We start from the raw sequence: 17,429 nt of genomic DNA, 5'->3' as shown, positions 1-17,429 counted from the left end.
AGGCGTCGCTTTCCCGCTGCCCGGGAGTCGCCGGCGTCGTACGCTCCCTGCCGGAACCACTCCCAGCAGAATCTCCACGCGATGACGTAAGGCGGCCCGAGAAGACATGGTCAGCAGTGAGTACGAGCGCAGGATCGCCGCCCGGTTCGCCACCTTCGACCAGGACGGCAACGGCTACATCGACCGGGTGGACTTCGGCTCGGCGGCCAAGGCGCTGCTCGCCGAGTTCGGCACCGCGGCCCGGTCCGACAAGGGGCAGGCGCTGTACGCGGGCGCCGAGGCGTTCTGGCAGGGCATGGCAGGCATCGCCGACCGGGACGGCGACCAGCGCATCAGCCGGGACGAGTTCGTGAACGGCGCGGTCAAGCGCCTGCGTGACAACCCGGAGCGGTTCGCCGAGATCGCCCGCCCCTTCCTGCACGCGGCCCTGGACATCGCCGACCCCGACGGCGACGGCCGGGCCACGGTCGCGGACACGGTACGGGTGCTCAGGGCGCTGGGAGCGCCCGAAGAGGTCGCCCGGGGGGCCGCAGACGTCCTCGACGCCGACGCGGACGGCAAGGTCGGCGAGGCGGAGATCGTCCCCGCCTTCGCCCGCTACTTCACGGTCGCCGAGTAGCCCCCAGCCGACCGGCAGCCACCCGAGCGGTACGCAACCGACGGCAGCCACCCGAGCGAGCAGTCACCCGGGCAGGCAGTCGCCGCAGCGGCACGCAGCCGACCGGCAGCCCTCGGAGCGGCACGCAGCCGACCGGCAGTCACCCGCCGGGCAGTAGCCCGAGCGGCACTCAGCCGACCGGTAGCCACCCGAGCAAGCAGTCACGCGAGCGGCGACCGGCACTCAGCCGACCGGTAGCGACCCGAGTACGCAGTCACCCGGGCAGGCAGCCCTCGGAGCGGCACGCAGCCGACCGGCAGTCACCCGCCGGGCTGTAGCCCGAGCGGCACCCAGCCGACCGGTAGCCCCGAGCACGCAGCCACCCGAGCAGGCGGTCGCCCGACCGGTACGTGCCCGAGGGGTACTCGTCCGAGCCGTGCTCAGTGGGAGAAGCGGTCGCGGAGCTTGTACTTCAGGACCTTGCGCAGGGTGTCGTTGCGCGGCAGGGCGTCGACCACCTCCAGGCGCTCCGGCAGCTTGTGGACCGACAGGCCGCCCGCGCGCAGGTACGAGGTCATCGCCGCGAGCGTCAAAGGCTCCCGGGTTCCCGGCGCCCGCTCCACCACCGCGCACACCAGTTCCCCGCGCTCCGCGTCGGGCAGGCCGATCACCGCCACGTCCCCGACGGCCGGGTGGGCGGCGAGCAGGTCCTCGATCTCCTTGGCCGACACGTTCTCCCCCTTGCGGATGATGACGTCCTTCAGCCGCCCGGTGAGGACCAGATGCCCGCTGCCGGTCACGTGCCCCAGGTCGCCGGTGCGCAGAAACCCCTCCGCGTCGAACGCCTCGGCCGTCTGGGCGGGATCCAGATACCCCTGGCACACGGCCTCGCCGCGCAGCCGCACCTCGCCGTCCACCACGCGTATCCGCATGCCCTCCGGGGGCCGGCCCTCCGTCGTCGCGAGGTTCTCCGCGGTGTCGTCCGGCGCCCCCATGGTGATCATCGGCACCTCGGTCATCCCGTACCCGTGCGTCAGCTGCACCCCCATCTCGCGTACGACGGCGTGGTACACCTCGGGCGGCTTGGGCGCTCCGCCGCCCGCGAGCAGCCGCAGCGAGGGGATCAGCGGCGTGTCCGGCCGCTTGCGCTGCTCGGTGAGGAACATCGAGTAGAACGCCGTCGACCCGCCCGCGACCGTCACCCCGTGCCGCCGGTACCCGTCCAGCGCGTCCGGCAGCGCGAAGTGCTCGAACATCACCGCGGGGAAGCCGTACAGCAGCAGCATGACGGTGTAGTCGGGGCCGGCGATGTGGGCGTACGGGAACGCCATCGAGCCGACGTCGTCCGCGGTGAGGCGCAGCGCGTGGGCGAGGCAGGAGCCGCCCGCGATCAGCGAACGGTCGGTGTGCAGCACGCCCTTGGGGTCGGAGGTGGTGCCCGAGGTCCAGTAGATCCAGCGCACCGAGGTGCCCTCGTCGGGCGGTGGCGGAAGCACGGCCGGGTCCCCGTCGGGCAGCTCGTCGTACGCCTCGAAGACGCCCTTCGCGCCCAGTCGCCGTGCCATCTCGGCGTGGTCGAAGCCGCGCCAGACGCCCGGCACCGCGAAGAACTCCGCCTTCGACTCGCGCAGCGCGAAGCCGACCTCGCGGTCGCGGTAGAAGGGGATGACGGGCGACTGGACGGCCCCCAGGCGGGCGAGCGCGAAGGACAGGACGGCCGTCTCCAGGCGGGTGGGCAGCTGCCAGGCGACGACCGTGCCGGGGCGTACACCCATGTCGTGCAGGCCGGCCGCGACCCGCTCGGCGCTCTCGCGCAGCTCGCCGAAGGTGAGGGCCCGGTCGTCCTGGAGGAGGACCTGGCGGCCCGGGGTCAGGTCGGCGCGGCGGGCGAGCAGGTCCCAGAGGGTGCGGGACGCGCTCAGCTCGTGGGCGGTGGCGGTGTCGTTCACATCGGCCCCCTGGCGTAACTGACGGGCTGTCAGATTTTGGGCAGAGCGTAGGGCTGGTCGCCTTGTCGGTCCAGGGGGCGGGGGCTAGCCTGCTGGGGAGAATCAATCTGACGGGCCATCAGATAGCTGGAGCACGTCCATCGGACAACTGGCGTTCCGCCAGGCGGAGGGGAAGCCATGAGCACCGAACTGCCGCGCATCGTCAGCGTCGACGACCATGTGATCGAGCCCGCGCACCTCTTCGCGACCTGGCTGCCGCAGAGGTACCGGGACCGGGGGCCGCAGCCCCTCACCGCCGGGATCGGCGAGCTCGCCTACGTCGCCGGGAAGTACCAGATCACGATGGACCCGGACGGCCAGCCCACCGACTGGTGGATCTACGAGGATCTGAAGTTCCCGTACAAGCGCAACATCGCCGCCGTCGGCTTCGACCGGGACGAGATGACGCTGGAGGGCATCACCCGGGAGGAGATGCGGCGCGGCTGCTGGGACCCGAAGGCCCGGCTGGCCGACATGGACCTCAACCACGTCGAGGCCTCTCTCTGTTTCCCCTCCTTCCCCCGCTTCTGCGGGCAGACCTTCGCCGAGGCGCACGACAAGGAGGTCGCGCTGGCCTGTGTGCGCGCCTACAACGACTGGATGGTCGAGGAGTGGTGCGGGGACAGCGGCGGACGGCTGATCCCGCTCTGCCTGATCCCCCTGTGGGACATCGGCCTGGCGGTCGCCGAGATCCGGCGCAACGCGGCCCGCGGGGTGCGCGCGGTGACCTTTTCCGAGATCCCCAGCCACCTCGGGCTGCCGTCGATCCACTCGGGCTACTGGGACCCCTTCTTCGCGGTGTGCGAGGAGACCGGCACGGTCGTCAACATGCACATCGGTTCGTCCTCGCAGATGCCGGCCGCCTCGCCGGACGCACCGCCGGCAGTCCAGGCGTCCCTTTCGTTCAACAACGCGATGGCCTCGATGATGGACTTCCTCTTCAGCGGGGTGCTGGTGCGGTTCCCGCGCCTCAAACTCGCCTACTCCGAGGGCCAGATGGGCTGGATCCCGTACGCCCTGGAGCGTGCCGACGACGTCTGGGAGGAGCACCGCGCGTGGGGCGGGGTCAGGGATCTCATCCCCGAGCCGCCGTCCACGTACTACTACCGGCAGATGTTCTGCTGCTTCTTCCGCGACAAGCACGGGGTCGCGTCCCTGGACGTGGTGGGGCGCGACAACGCGACCTTCGAGACCGACTACCCGCACGTCGACTCGACCTTCCCGCACACCAAGGAGGTCGCCCTCGACCACGTCAAGGGTCTCGACGACGAGACGGTCTACAAGCTCATGCGGGGCAACGCGATCCGCATGCTGGACCTGGACCTCGACAAGTAGCCGGGCCGGGGATCAGGCGGTTCAGGGGATCAGGGGATCAGGGGGATCAGGACATGGACCTCGCGGACAGCCCCGAGGACGCGGAGTTCCGGGCCCGGCTGCGCGAGTGGCTCGGCAAGGTGCTGCCCACGCTCCCGCCGAAGCCCTCCCCGGACGACTGGCCCGGCCGCCGCGCCCACGACCTCGGCTGGCAGCGGACGCTGTACGAGGCCGGGTACGCCGACGTGCACTGGCAGGCCTCGCCCGGCGTCCGCCTGATCTTCCTGGAGGAGACGGAGAGGGCCGGCGCGCCCTACGTGGGGGCCGGTTTCGTCGGGCTGCTGCACGCCGGGCCGACGATCGCCGCCGAGGGAACGGCCGGACAACGGGCCCGCTGGCTGCCGCCCATCCTGCGCGGCGAGGAGGTGTGGTGCCAGGGCTTCAGCGAGCCGGACGCCGGGTCGGACCTCGCCGCGCTGCGCACGCGCGCGTGGCGCGACGGCGACGACTACGTGGTGAGCGGGTCCAAGATCTGGACCTCGCACGCGGAGGTCGCCGACTGGTGCGAACTGCTGGTCCGCACGGATCCGGCGGCGCCCAAGCACCGGGGCATCACCTGGCTGGCCATGCCCATGGACGCCCCCGGCATCACCGTACGGCCGCTGCGTACCCTCGCCGGATCCGCCGAGTTCGCCGAAATGTTCCTCGACGAGGTGCGGGTGCCGGTCGGTCATCGGGTGGGGGAGGAGAACGACGGCTGGCGGGTGACGATGGTGACGCTGTCGTTCGAGCGCGGCACCGCCTTCGTGGGCGAGGTCGTCGCCTGTCGGCGTGTGCTGGGCGAACTCGCCGTGGAGGCACGCAGGAACGGACGCTGGGACGATCCCGCCCTGCGGCGGCGGCTGGGCGCCCTCAACGCCGAGTTCCGGGCGCTCTGGCGGCTGACGCAGTGGAACGTGAGCGAGGCGGAGGCCGTAGGCGGTCTGCCGGGCGTCGGGGGTTCGGTTTTCAAACTGAGGTACTCGCAGGCCCGCCAGGAGCTGTACGACGCGGCCGCCGACGTCCTGGGCGACGAGTCCCTCGACACCGACCACCCCTGGGTCCACGACCGGCTCTCCTCCCTCTCGTACACCATCGCGGCCGGAACCTCGCAGATCCAGCGGAACATCGTGGCCGAACGGATCCTGGGCCTGCCGAAGGGACGGTGAACTCTCCGACATGCGTTTTCGACTGACGGAGGACCAGCGGGCGCTGCGGGACGGCGTACGGGGGCTGGTGGCGCGCCGCTTCGACCGGGCGGCGCTGCGGGCCGCCGTGGACCGGCCGGGGCGGCTGGACCGGGCGCTGTGGCGGGAGCTGGGGGCGGCCGGGTTCTTCGCGCTGCGGCTGCCCGAGGCGGACGGCGGGGTGGGACTCGGGCTGCCCGAGACCGTGTTGGCGTTCGAGGAGGCCGGCCGGGCGCTGCTGCCGGGGCCGCTCGTGGCCACCCACCTCGCGGCGGGCCGGGTGCCCGGCGCGGCTGAGGGGGAGACGGTCGTGGCGGCCGTGGACGGCGGCGGGCTGGTGGAGTGGCTGACGGAGGCGGACGTCGTGTGCGGGGAGGCCGGCGGGGCCGTGCCGTTGCGGTCGGTGGATCCGCTGACTCCGCTGCACCGCGTCCCGGGTGTCTCGGCGGCCGTGGATCCCGTCGCCGTGCTCCTCACCGCGGCCGAGCAGCTCGGCACGGCCACGCGCGCGTGCGAGCTCGCCGTGCAACACGCCCGGGCACGCGAGCAGTTCGGGCAGCCGATCGGCGCCTTCCAGGCGGTCAAGCATCTGTGCGCGGAACTGCTGGTGCGGGTCGAGGTGGCCCGCGCGGCGGTCTACGCGGCCGCCGTCACCGCCGACCCGGCCGACATCGCGGCCGCCCGGCTGCTCGCCGACGAGGCCGCCGTACGCGGCGCGCGCGACTGCCTCCAGGTGCACGGCGGCATGGGCTTCACCTGGGAGGCGGACGTACATCTGCTGCTCAAGCGGGCTTGGCTGCGCACCCGGCGTGCGGGCGGCGGTACGGAGAGTGAGGAACTGCTCGCGGCCGACCTGCTGTCCGGAGGGGGCCGTTAGGGGCGCCTGCCTGCGGTGACGGCGGGGGCGGCGCGCGGACGGCCGTACGGGTGTCGCGGATTGTGGCATACCGGAATCACGGAGCGTTGATATCGGGTTGTGTCCGATGCGTGACCCGTCACGGCCTGGAGTCGGCGGACCTCTCCGGTACCTTCTGTGGGATGCGAGTGGTTCCGAGCATGAGCCATGCCGGCGGTGCCCCTGGGGCGGTGCCGGATCCGGCGGTGCGCGCCGCCGCTCGCAGGGCGGACGGGCTTCTGGAGCCCGCCTGTTCGACTCCCCGCAACGAGCGTCGCACAGTATGCCGCACGGGTACTCCTTCGCGCTGGAATATGCCCGAAGCGCTTGTTGAGGTGACTGTATGTCAACCAAGCTGTCTCGTAAGGGATTCACGTTCCGTCACCCTGCCTCTGGCTGTTGTTCTGGTCATGCAGAAAATGGCTACGATCGTGGCCCCCGTCGTCATGGTGCACACGCGGCTCGCGTGGCTTGCGTGGCGCACGGCCATGTGTCCGCCGGTTCGGATGGTGTGAGCGGTGCAGGTGCTTCAAGTGCAGCTGGAGATCCGGCCCGACCCCGCTGAGGTGGGGCGCGCCCGCAGGTGGGCCCGTTCGCGCCTCGCCGGGTCCGGGATAGGGGACGAGGAGCCGCTCGCCGAGACGCTGATCCTGCTCGTCTCCGAACTGGTCACCAACGCCGTGGTGCACACCGGCTGTCCGGCCGTGCTGCGGCTCTCCCTGCCGGGCGGGACGGCCGAGCCGTCCACCGTCCGACTGGAGGTCGCCGACACCAGCGACCGGGCCCCCGTGCCCCGCTGCGCCGGTGACGAGGCGACCGGCGGCCGTGGTCTGGCCCTCGTCGACGGTCTCGCGGACCGCTGGGGCTGGAGTGTCGAGGGTGCGGGCAAGCGCATCTGGTGCGAACTGGACCGCTGCGCGGAGCCCGGTGCGGCCGAGGCGGACCACGGGGGCGCGGAGGAGCGCCGGGGCGTGGAGGAATGCCGGGGCGTGGTCCCGGCGGAGCCCGAGCCGGCCTACGGAGGGCTCGCGTACGAGGTCGTCTGAGCGACGATAGGGCGGCGATCGGGCGTCGACCGGGCGGCGGGTCACCGGCGGCGCGGCCGGCAGGCGACCGGTGACGCGCATGGCGGCCGACGAGGGCGCACGGGTGCGGAGCGCCCCGCGGCTTGCGGTGCACGGGCGCAGAAAGCGCTGCCGTGAATCGTCCGGTTCGACATCGGTGCGCCCGGCTGTGCTTCCGTGCGCGCCCACCACAAAGGGGACGTAAGTAATAAATCTCCGTTCAGGTGTTGACGCGACGTGTCCGTTTGATCACGCTTGTGGTCAGCGATTCGCCGCGAGGGGACGACGAGGGCTTCGGTGACGGAGGCTCTCGCCGAGTGTGGGTCGTGATTCGGCGCCGACTCCCTCAGGGCCGAGGGGAGTCGGTGGGGGCCCCTCCCGCTCGGGCGAAGCCGGGAGCGGGGGAGGGTGCGCCGGAGTCGGATGGCGGTGCGCGGTGCCGTGCTCGGGGCGGGCAGCCGCGCGCCGCCAGTCGACGTGAGGGGAACGCCTGTTCGCGCGCCGATGGCTACAGCACTGCCACCGGGGCCACCGGCGTCCCCGTGCCGCCGACGAACGGCTCGGGCATCGCCGACAGCAGGAACGCGTAGCGGCCGGTTTGTCCACAGGCTGTGGACAACTCTTCGAGATTCCAGTTCTGGCCCTGCAGCATGCCCATCTCCACCAGGTCGAGGGCGTGCACCGGCAGCCACAGATCGTCGATCTCGGGCGGGAAGATCTCGAACGTGAGGGTGTCGTTGGCGACCGCCGCCACATCGCGCGCGTGGAACCACGCCGGCGTGCGGACCGAGAGGCCCGGTGACGGATAGCCGTACCCCTGTTTGTCACCGGCCAGGTACAGCTGCACCTGCCCGGTCCGTACGAGCACGATGTCACCGGCCCGCACGCGCGTGCCGGCCAGTTCCTCGGCCGCCGCCAGGTCCTCCGGGGTGACCGCGTGCCCGCCGTCCAGCCGGTCGACGCCACGCGCGCGTGCCACGTCCAGGAGCACCCCGCGCGAGACGACGTGCCGCGCCTTGTCGATGCCGCTGAACTCGGCGCCGCCGTGCGGGGTGACGGTGCCCGCCGGCCGGCCGTTGTAGAGCTTCCCCGAGTGCGAGACATGGGTCAGCGCGTCCCAGTGGGTGCCCGCCTGGAGGCCCATGGTCACGGTGTCGTCGCTGCACGCCACCGTGCCCGGACCGAAGATCTCCTGGTTGATCTGCACCATGGCGTGCAGGGGGTTGACCCGCCCCGGGATCAGCCCGGTCTGCACACCGTCCTCCCGCAGGGGCAGCGCGAGCGGGACGCGGTGGCCGGTGCGTACCTCGGCGACGGCCGCGCGGACGACGTCGTCGGTGATGAGGTTCAGGGTGCCGATCTCGTCGTCGGCCCCCCAGCGCCCCCAGTTGTTGACGCGCTTCGCGATCTCGTGGAACTCGACCGGCAGTGTCATTCCGTGCCTCCCCGGGGCTTGTCCCCGACCGACGGACGGGTCAATCTAGACCTCGCGTTCAAATCTAACGGTCCGTCAGAAACTGCGGGAGGGGGCCGGACGTGGGGAACTTCCTGACCGGCAAGGTCGTCGCCGTCACCGGGGCTGGACGAGGCATCGGGCGGGCGGTGGCGCTCGCGGCGGCGGCCGAGGGCGCGCGGGTCGTCGTCAACGACTACGGCGTCTCGGTGGACGGCGCCTCACCCACCAGCGAGGTCGCGCAGTCGGTCGTCAAGGAGATCGAGGCGGCGGGCGGGGAGGCGGTCGCCGTCGCCGACGACGTCTCGACGATGGCCGGCGGGCAGCGGGTCGTCGACACCGCGCTGGCGTCGTACGGGCGGCTCGACGGAGTCGTCTGCGTGGCCGGGATCCTGCGGGAGCGGATGCTGTTCAACATGTCCGAACAGGAGTGGGATCCGGTCGTCGCCACCCATCTCAAGGGCACGTTCACCGTGTTCCGGGCCGCGTCGGCGGTGATGCGAGGCCAGCGCTCCGGCACGCTGATCGGCTTCACCAGCGGCAACCATCAGGGCTCGGTCTCGCAGGCCAACTACAGCGCCGCCAAGGGCGGGATCATCTCGCTCGTGCGGAGTGCGGCGCTGGGTCTGCACAAGTACGGGGTGACCGCCAACGCGGTGGCCCCCGTGGCCCGTACGCGAATGTCCGCGGGCGTGCCGATGGAGTTGGCGGAGATCGGTGAACCCGAGGACGTGGCCGCGTTCGTGGTGTACCTGCTGTCGGATCGTGCGCGGGAGGCGAAGGTCACCGGGCAGGTGTACACCGTCGCGGGGCCGAAGATCGCGGTGTGGGCGCAGCCGAGTGAACTGCGTTCGGCTTACGCGGAGGGCGGGTCCTGGACGCCGGAGCGGATCGCGGAGGTGTTGCCGGGGACGGTGGGGATGGATCCGATGCCGATGCTTGCTCGGTTGGAGGAGATGGAGCGGGCTGCGCGGGAGGGGGATCGGCCCAACGCCCAGTAGCCCGGGGGTGTGCGTGGTTCGGCGGCTGCGGGTGCGTCGTGGTTGTTCGCGCCCACGCGGCGGAGCCGCATATTGATGCAGCCCCCGCGCCCCTGAGGTGGCGGCGGTCGCCCTTCTCTAGGAGGTCAGCGTGGATTTCGGTTTTGCGTCGGCGGACGACTCGTTCCGTGGGGAAGTGCGGGGCTGGCTCGATGCGCATGTCCCGCATGCCTCTGATCGGCGTTCCTGGGAGCGCACCCTCGGCTCGGCCGGGTGGATCGGGCTCGGGTGGTCGGAGGGCGGTTACGGCAACCGGACCGGCACCCTCACCCAGCAGGTCGCCTGGGCCGAGGAGTATGCGCGGTCGGGGGCCCCGGCCCGTTCCGGGCACATCGGGGAGAAGCTGCTCGCGCCGACCCTGCTCGCGCACGGCACGGCGGAGCAGAAGGCGCGCTTCCTGCCGCCGATCGCCGCCGGTGCCGAGCTCTGGTGCCAGGGGTACAGCGAGCCGGACGCCGGGTCCGACCTGGCCGGGGTCCGTACGAGGGCCGAACTCGCTCCCGACGGACGGTCGTACCGCATCACCGGGCAGAAGATCTGGACCTCGCTCGCCCATGAGGCCGACTGGTGTTTCGTGCTCGCCCGCACCGACCCGGGGTCCAGGCGCCACCACGGACTGACCTTTCTCCTCGTCCCCATGGACCAGCCGGGACGGATCGAGGTACGGCCCATCCGGCAGCTGACCGGCACCAGCGACTTCAACGAGGTCTTCTTCGACGGGGCGCACGCGCGCGTGGAGCACGTCGTCGGCGCGGCGGGCGACGGCTGGCGGGTGGCGATGGGCCTCCTCGGCTTCGAACGCGGGGTGTCGACCCTCGCCCAGCAGATCGGCTTCGCCCAGGAACTGGAGCGCGTCGTGCGTACGGCGGTGCGGACGGGGGCGGCCGACGACCCCGTCGTACGCGAGCGGCTGGTGCGGCTGTGGGCCGAGCTGCGGACCATGCGGTGGAACGCCTTGCGGACGCTGGGAGGCTCCGGCGGGCCGGGCGCGCCCAGCGTGGCGAAGCTGCTGTGGGCCGGCTGGCATCAGCGGCTGGGGGAGGTGGCGGTACAGGTGCGGGGGGCGGCGGCGAGCGTCGGTCCCGCGGACTGGTCGCCGTCCTCGCCGTACGAACTCGACGACGCGCAGCACCTGTTCCTGTTCTCCCGGGCGGACACCGTCTACGGCGGCTCGGACCAGATCCAGCGCACGATCATCGCCGAGCGGGTGCTCGGCCTGCCCAGGCAGCCCAAGGGATAAAGGGACAGCGGACCGGAAACGGACAGGACGGTGGGGACGCGATGCGAGGTGTGGTGTTCGACGGGAAGCGGGCCGAGGTCGTCGACGATCTGGCCGTGCGCGATCCGGGGCCGGGTGAGGTGCTCGTCGCGATCTCGGCGGCCGGGCTGTGCCACAGCGACCTCTCGGTCGTCGACGGGACGATTCCCTTCCCGGCGCCCGTCGTCCTCGGTCATGAGGGCGCGGGGGTCGTCGAGGCGGTCGGCGCGGGGGTCGCTCATGTCGTGCCGGGGGACCATGTCGCGCTGTCCACGCTCGCCAACTGCGGCACCTGCGCGCAGTGCGACCGCGGCCGGCCGACGATGTGCCGGCAGGCCATCGGGCGCCCGCGGAAGCCGTTCACGCGCGCGGGGAGCGCGGTGTACCAGTTCGCGTCCAACTCCGCCTTCGCCGAGCGCACGGTGGTGAAGGCCGTACAGGCGGTCCGGATCCCGAAGGACATCCCGCTGACCTCCGCCGCGCTGATCGGGTGCGGCGTGCTGACCGGTGTCGGGGCCGTGCTCAACCGCGCGCGGGTCGGGTACGGGGAGAGCGTCGTCGTCATCGGGACGGGCGGGATCGGGCTGAACGTGGTGCAGGGAGCACGGATCGCGGGCGCCTCGCGGATCGTCGCGGTGGACGCGAACCTGGCGAAGGAGGCGGTGGCCCGGCGGTTCGGCGCGACCGACTTCCTGACCTCGACGGACGCGGTGCGGGACGTGCTGCTCACGGGCGCGGACCACGTCTTCGAGTGCGTCGGCCGGGTCGAGCTGATCCGGCAGGCGATCGACCTGCTGGACCGGCACGGGCAGGCGGTGCTCCTCGGGGTGCCGCCGGCCACCGCCGAGGCGTCCTTCCTGGTCTCGTCGATGTACCTGGACAAGTCGATCCTGGGCTGCCGGTACGGCTCGTCGCGCCCGCAGCGGGACATCGCGCTGTACGCCGAGCTGTACCGCACCGGCCGTCTGCTCCTCGACGAACTGGTGACGGACACCTACCCGGTGGAGGACTTCGCGAAGGCGGCGGCGGACGCGGAGGCCGGGCGGGTGGCGCGGGCTGTGCTCACGTTCTGACCAGGAGCCGCGGGCCGACCGAGGCACCGTGAGCTGACCGGAAAGTTCGGCCGGCTGCCCGGAAAACCCGTGGGGCGGTGCAGGCGCGGCCCCCTACGGTCCTTGCATGAGCTACCGCGACGTCGCCACCAGACAGGTTCTGATCTGGTGCTGCACGGCGGTCGGCGCCCGTATGCCGGTCGCCATGGCGCCGCTGGCGCTGGTGTTCCTGGTGCGCGAGCGTCCCGGCGGCTACACGCTGGGCGCGATCCTCGCGGCGGCCTACGTCGTCGGGGAGATCGTGGGCGCCCCCGCCCTCGGGATGCGGCTGCGCCCCGAGCGGGCCCGGGTCCAGCTGGCCGGCGGGCTGGCGGCCGGGGCCGTCGGATTCGCGGGGCTCGGGGCCTTCCCGGCCGCGCATCCGGCGGTCCTCGGGGGGTTCGCGGTCGTGGCCGGTGCCGCCCCGGCCGCCGCCACCGGCGGGCTGCGCACACTGCTCACCGCGCTGGTTCCGGAGCGAGCCACGGCCCAGGCGCTGTCCGTGGAGTCGATGCTGACGGCCGGGGTGTGGGCCGTCGCGCCCGCGGCGGTCGCCGGGCTGGCCCTCGGCGTCGCGCCGCGCGTCCCGCTGCTTCTCGCGGCCGCCCTGATGGCCTGGTCGGTCGCGGGTGTGTGGCTGCTCCCGGCGGCCTGGGGCGCGGCCGGCACGGCGGACCCGCGGGGCGAGGACCGGGCGGGCGCGTCGCCGCTGCGGGTCCTGACCGGCGCCTGGCCGGTGTACGTGACGGGCGCGGCCAGCCTCACCCTGCTCGGGCTCGCCGAACTCGTCCTGCCCGCCCTGCTGGAACAGCGGGGCGTCGGGGTCGGCTGGTCCGGTCCGCTGCTGACCGGGATGGCGGTGGGCGGGGGGCTCGGCGCGTTCGCCTACGGTCTTCGGGCCTGGCCGGGGCGGCTGCGCACCCGCAGCGTGGTGCTGATGGCGGGGACGTCGGTCTGTGTGACGGTCGCCGCGCTGACCCCGGACGCGGTGGGGATCGCGGCGGCGCTGGCCGTGGGAGGCGTCCTCCAGTCCGCCGCGATGCTCACCCGCAACCTGTCCCTGCGCGAGGCGCTCCCGCCGCACGCCCTGGCCGCGGGATACTCGGTCATGTACGCGGCCGCGGGAGCGGGTTACGCGGCGACGGGCCCCCTCGCCGGCGCCCTGCTGAAGGTGGTCGCCCCGTCGACGGCGGTCCTGGCCGGGGTCGGGGTGACCCTGCTCCTCACGGCGGTCGGCTGGTGGGGCGAGGCGCGCACCGCGGGGAGGTCAGCGCAGGGCGTCGACGACGCCGTGACCACCGCTCTCGCCGCTCCCGGCGCGGACGGTGCGGAAGGTGCGGCGATACGCGGTCGGCGTGACCCCGAGGGCCGCCTGTAGGTGTTGCCGCATCGACTGGGCGGTGCCGAAACCGGCGTCCCGGGCGATCTGGTCGACGGACCGGTCGCTGGACTCCAGCAGATGCCGGGCCCGCTCGACCCGTTGCTGGGTGAGCCACTGGCCGGGGCTGATACCGACCTCCTCGCGGAAGCGGCGGGTGAAGGTCCGGACCGACATGGCCTCCTGCTCGGCCATGTCGCGCAGTTGGATCGGCTCGTGGAGGCGGCCCAGCGCCCATGCGCGGGCGGCGGTCGTGGTCGCCTGCTGCGGGTCGGGCACGGGGCGCTCGATGTACTGCGCCTGCCCACCGTCGCGGTGCGGCGGTACGACCGTACGGCGGGCCACCTCGTTGGCGACCGCCGCGCCGTGGTCGCGGCGCAGGAGATGGAGGCAGAGGTCGATCCCGGCGGCCACCCCGGCGGAGGTGAGGACGTCGCCGTCGTCGATGAACAGCACGTCCGCGTCCACCCGGATCTTCGGGAAGAGCCGCTGGAAGTGCTCGGCGTGCATCCAGTGCGTGGTGGCCGGGCGGCCGTCCAGGTAGCCCGCGGCGGCGAGGACGTATCCGCCGGTGCAGATCGACACGAGGCGGGTGCCGGGGCGCAGGCGGGCGAGGGCGGCGGCCAGTTCGGGGGTGAGCACGCCCTTCTCGTAGACGGGCCCCAGCTCGTAGGAGGTGGGGACGACGACGGTGTCGGCGGTGGCCAGCGCCTCGGGGCCGTTGCCGACCAGGACGGCGTAGTCGGCGTCGGTCTCGACGGGGCCCGGCGGCCGGACGGAGCAGGTGACGACGTCGTACAGGCGGCGGCCCGCCGCGTCGCGCGCCTTGCCGAAGATGCGCTGCGGGATGCCGAGCTCGAAGGGCATCAGCCCGTCGAGGGCGAGGACGACGACGCGATGGCGGGAGGATGCGTACGGTTCGGCCATGGCCCGATCCTAGCGAATGCTGTCTCTCGGGCCACTCGCCCGCCGGGTCCCGGTATCGGAAGCTCTGTGACGTGACCCAGACAACCGAAACTCCGGCATCCGCCGAGGAACAGCAGCCCGTCTCCGACCGTGTCCCCGGCCGCCGTCGCATCCATCGCGCCTGGTTCGTCGCCGCCGTCACCTTCGTCACGATCATCGGCGCGGCCGCCTTCCGTTCGCTCCCCGGTCTGCTCATCGACCCGCTGCACCAGGAGTTCGGCTGGTCGCGCGGCACGATTGGCGCGGCGGTCTCGGTCAATCTGGCGCTGTACGGCCTCACCGCCCCGTTCGCGGCGGCGCTCATGGACCGCTTCGGCATCCGCCGGGTGGTCGCGGTGGCGCTGACCGTGATCTCGGTCGGCTCGCTCCTGACGGTCTGGATGACGGCGGCCTGGCAACTGCTGCTGTACTGGGGCCTGCTGGTGGGCCTCGGCTCGGGCTCGATGGCGCTCGCCTTCGCCGCCACGGTCACCAACCGCTGGTTCACCACGCGCCGGGGCCTGGTCAGCGGCATCCTGACCGCCGCCTCCGCCTCCGGCCAGCTGATCTTCCTGCCGCTGCTGTCCTGGCTGGTCACGCGCTACGACTGGCGTCCGGCGGCGGTGACGGTGGCGCTGGCCGCGCTGGCCGTCGTTCCCTTCGTCTGGCTGCTGCTGCGTGACCATCCGGCGGACGTGGGTCAGAAGCCGTACGGCGCGACGGAGTTCGTCCCGAAGCCGGCCCCGGTGCAGGGCGCCGCGCGCCGCACGCTGCGGGTCCTCTTCTCGGCGGTCCGCACGGGCCCGTTCTGGCTGCTGGCCGGCACCTTCGCGATCTGCGGCGCCTCCACGAACGGCCTGATCCAGACGCACTTCGTGCCCGCCGCCCACGACCACGGCATGCCGATCACGGCGGCGGCCTCGCTGCTCGCGGTCATCGGCGTCTTCGACGTGGTCGGCACGATCGCCTCCGGCTGGTTCACCGACCGCTTCGAGTCGCGTCGGCTGCTGGCGGTGTACTACGCGCTGAGGGGCATCTCGCTGCTGTTCCTGCCGATGCTGCTGGCCCCTTCCGTGCACCCTCCGATGATCTTCTTCATCGTCTTCTACGGCCTCGACTGGGTCGCCACCGTCCCGCCCACCCTGGCTCTGTGCCGCGAGCACTACGGCGAGGACAGCGCCATCGTCTTCGGCTGGGTGCTGGCCTCCCACCAGGTCGGCGCGGCCCTGGTGGCCTTCCTGGGCGGCATGGCACGGGACACGTTCGGCTCGTACGACGTGGTCTGGTACGCGTCGGGGGCGCTGTGCGCCGCGGCGGCGCTGATGGCGCTGGTGATCCGGCGGCGGCCGGCGGTCCCCGCACCGGCTGTCCCCGCACCGGTGACCGCCTGAGCCGACGACCGCCTGAGCCGACCACGGCCTGAGCCGGCGGCCGCCTCAGCCGGTGACTGTCCTGGCCGGTGAGGCGAAGGTGATTTCAGGCCTCCTTTACGTACCATATGGGCACATTCCGACACGGATGGCCGCGTTGTGCGGCCTCCGTGTCGTTGCTCTGCCCGTGCGCTGCCGTGCACTGCCGTCCGCTGCTCACCGCTGCTTTTTCTGCCCCTGGAGGCGATACGTGACTTCTCTGGCCCGTCGTGGCGTGCTGAAGTGCCTGCCGGTCGCCGCCGGGGCGGTCCTGACCGGCGGGGCGACGAGTCCGCGAGCGGCGGCGCGGCAGGAGAGGGGCGCCGCCTTCCCGCAGCCGGAGATCCGCAGGACGCCGCCGCACACGGGGCGGCTGGAGACCCGTCTGACCGTCGCCCTCACCGAGCTGGCGCTCCCCGGGGTCGGCACGGTGACCACGCGCGCCTACGAAGGGGGGATCCCCGGGCCGACGTTGCGGGTGCGTCCGGGGGACGCGCTGGAGATCACGCACGTCAACGCGCTGCCGCCGAACGGTGAGGCGGCGCATGCCGACGCGACGCATCAGGACATGAACGTCCCGCACCACTTCAACACGTTCAACCTGCACACCCACGGCATGCACGTGGACCCCACGGGCGAGGCGGACAACATCTACCGCACGTTCGAGCCCTCCGAGACGCCGGGAAGCACCACCACCTACCGCAGCGTCGTCGACGTCCCGGCGGATCATCCGGCCGGCACCTTCTGGTACCACCCGCACCATCACGGGTCCACGGCGACCCAGCTGCTGGGCGGCATGGGGGGCGTGCTCGTCGTCGAGGGGGACATCGACGAGGTGCCCGAGATCGCCGCCGCCAAGGACGTCGTCGTCTGCATCAACGAGCTCAAGCTGTCCGGTGGACGGGTGCCGGACCTGACCTCGCACGGCGCCTACGAGGGCATCACCTCCACCTTCCTGGTCAACGGCGCCAAGAACCCCGTGCTGACCATCGCCCCGGGGGAGGTCCAGCGTTGGCGGATCGTCAACGCCGGAGCGATCACCGCTCACTTCCTGACCCTGCGCGGGCACGAACTGCACCAGATCGCCTACGACGGCATCACCCTCATGGAACCCGTCACCACCACCGGACTGACGCTGCCGATGGGCGGGCGCGTCGACCTGCTGATCCGCGGAGGCGAGCCCGGCACCTACAAGTTCTCCGGCGGGGGCCCCTCGCAGAGCCTGCTGACGCTCGTCGTCACCGGCGAAGCCCGCCCGATGGCGCTGCCGACCGCCCTGCCCGGCAGGCCCACCAGCCTGCCCGAGCCCACCCGCACCCGGACCCTGACCTTCCGCAGCTACGAGAACGTCTTCTCAGGCGCCTTCCCGAACGCCTACCGCATCCTGGGCGACGGCGAGACCCCGCCCGCCGACCCGCTGGCCGGCCGCCGCGACCTCGCCTGGGGGCGCCTCGCGTCCGACTTCGTCAACCAGCGCGTCCGGCTGGGCGAGGTCGAGGAGTGGACGGTCGTCAACGACTCCCACGCCCACAGCCATCACCCCTTCCACCTGCACACCAACCACTTCCTCCTGACCGCCGTCGACAACCGCCGCCTGGCCACGCCGGTCTGGCACGACACGGTGGGCATCCCGCCGAACGGCTCGATCACCTTCCGGCTGCGCGCCGAGGACTTCACCGGCCGCTCCATGCTGCACTGCCACCAGCTCCAGCACGGCGACGAAGGCATGATGCAGGTCGTCGACTACGTGCGCTGAGCGGGGCGTACCGG

14 protein-coding genes are annotated in these 17,429 nt (G+C 72.4%); 11 read left to right on the top strand and 3 right to left on the bottom strand.

Translation table 11 applies throughout. The features are described from left to right. Positions 1 to 106: 106 nt before the first annotated feature. Positions 107 to 619, top strand: a complete 513-nt coding sequence (locus tag ACFVYS_RS08805; protein ID WP_389500144.1) for an EF-hand domain-containing protein — start codon at positions 107 to 109, stop codon at positions 617 to 619. 419 nt (positions 620 to 1,038) lie between these two features. On the opposite strand, the gene ACFVYS_RS08800 is transcribed toward ACFVYS_RS08805, so the two are convergent. Next, positions 1,039 to 2,547: a class I adenylate-forming enzyme family protein gene (locus ACFVYS_RS08800; RefSeq protein ID WP_389500143.1), complete on the bottom strand. Its 1,509-nt coding sequence runs from the start codon at positions 2,545 to 2,547 to the stop codon at positions 1,039 to 1,041. A gap of 177 nt (positions 2,548 to 2,724) precedes the next feature. On the opposite strand from ACFVYS_RS08800, the gene ACFVYS_RS08795 reads away from it, so the two are divergent. The 4 genes from ACFVYS_RS08795 to ACFVYS_RS08780 all read left to right on the top strand — a co-directional run bounded on the left by ACFVYS_RS08795 (position 2,725) and on the right by ACFVYS_RS08780 (position 7,067). After that, positions 2,725 to 3,921 carry an amidohydrolase family protein gene (locus ACFVYS_RS08795; protein WP_389500141.1) on the top strand — a complete coding sequence of 399 codons (1,197 nt, stop codon included), beginning with the start codon at positions 2,725 to 2,727 and terminating at the stop codon, positions 3,919 to 3,921. Between the two features lie 53 nt (positions 3,922 to 3,974). Further along, on the top strand, positions 3,975 to 5,108 hold the full coding sequence (locus ACFVYS_RS08790; RefSeq protein ID WP_389500139.1) for an acyl-CoA dehydrogenase family protein: 1,134 nt from the start codon (positions 3,975 to 3,977) through the stop codon (positions 5,106 to 5,108). Between the two features lie 10 nt (positions 5,109 to 5,118). Continuing rightward, positions 5,119 to 6,003, top strand: a complete 885-nt coding sequence (locus ACFVYS_RS08785; RefSeq protein ID WP_389500137.1) for an acyl-CoA dehydrogenase family protein — start codon at positions 5,119 to 5,121, stop codon at positions 6,001 to 6,003. A gap of 551 nt (positions 6,004 to 6,554) precedes the next feature. Next, entirely contained in the window at positions 6,555 to 7,067 is a 513-nt protein-coding gene (locus ACFVYS_RS08780; protein WP_389500336.1) for an ATP-binding protein, read from the top strand. Positions 7,068 to 7,593: 526 nt separating this feature from the next. Here the strand turns inward: ACFVYS_RS08780 and ACFVYS_RS08775 are convergent. Beyond that, entirely contained in the window at positions 7,594 to 8,520 is a 927-nt protein-coding gene (locus ACFVYS_RS08775; protein WP_389500135.1) for a cyclase family protein, read from the bottom strand. 101 nt (positions 8,521 to 8,621) lie between these two features. Here ACFVYS_RS08775 and ACFVYS_RS08770 point away from each other — a divergent pair, with 101 nt between their 5' ends. From ACFVYS_RS08770 to ACFVYS_RS08755, 4 genes are all read left to right on the top strand, one after another. Next, the gene (locus ACFVYS_RS08770) at positions 8,622 to 9,539 is read left to right on the top strand and encodes an SDR family NAD(P)-dependent oxidoreductase (protein WP_389500133.1); all 918 of its coding nucleotides are present in this window, start codon (positions 8,622 to 8,624) and stop codon (positions 9,537 to 9,539) included. A gap of 130 nt (positions 9,540 to 9,669) precedes the next feature. Next, a complete protein-coding gene (locus ACFVYS_RS08765) occupies positions 9,670 to 10,818 on the top strand; it encodes an acyl-CoA dehydrogenase family protein (RefSeq protein ID WP_389500131.1) in 1,149 nt (382 codons plus the stop codon). A gap of 41 nt (positions 10,819 to 10,859) precedes the next feature. Then, complete coding sequence (locus ACFVYS_RS08760; RefSeq protein WP_389500129.1) at positions 10,860 to 11,909, top strand: Zn-dependent alcohol dehydrogenase; 1,050 nt, start codon at positions 10,860 to 10,862, stop codon at positions 11,907 to 11,909. 106 nt (positions 11,910 to 12,015) lie between these two features. Further along, on the top strand, positions 12,016 to 13,305 hold the full coding sequence (locus ACFVYS_RS08755) for an MFS transporter (RefSeq protein WP_389500127.1): 1,290 nt from the start codon (positions 12,016 to 12,018) through the stop codon (positions 13,303 to 13,305). Here ACFVYS_RS08755 and ACFVYS_RS08750 read toward each other — a convergent pair. Further along, a complete protein-coding gene (locus ACFVYS_RS08750; protein WP_389500125.1) occupies positions 13,195 to 14,232 on the bottom strand; it encodes a GlxA family transcriptional regulator in 1,038 nt (345 codons plus the stop codon). The two genes, ACFVYS_RS08755 and ACFVYS_RS08750, sit on opposite strands and share 111 nt — an antisense overlap. 71 nt (positions 14,233 to 14,303) lie before the next feature. Between ACFVYS_RS08750 and ACFVYS_RS08745 the strand changes: the two genes are divergently transcribed. Then, the gene (locus tag ACFVYS_RS08745) at positions 14,304 to 15,641 is read left to right on the top strand and encodes an MFS transporter (RefSeq protein ID WP_389500123.1); all 1,338 of its coding nucleotides are present in this window, start codon (positions 14,304 to 14,306) and stop codon (positions 15,639 to 15,641) included. Between the two features lie 229 nt (positions 15,642 to 15,870). Continuing rightward, positions 15,871 to 17,415, top strand: coding sequence for a multicopper oxidase family protein (locus tag ACFVYS_RS08740; protein WP_389500121.1), 1,545 nt, complete (start codon positions 15,871 to 15,873; stop codon positions 17,413 to 17,415). Positions 17,416 to 17,429 lie beyond the last annotated feature (14 nt).

The sequence above is a fragment of the Streptomyces sp. NPDC058295 genome, from assembly GCF_042880655.1.
Taxonomy (GTDB): Bacteria; Actinomycetota; Actinomycetes; order Streptomycetales; family Streptomycetaceae; genus Streptomyces; species Streptomyces coriariae.
Note: the sequence above shows the minus strand (reverse complement) of the source record. Positions and strands in the feature narration are given on the sequence as shown.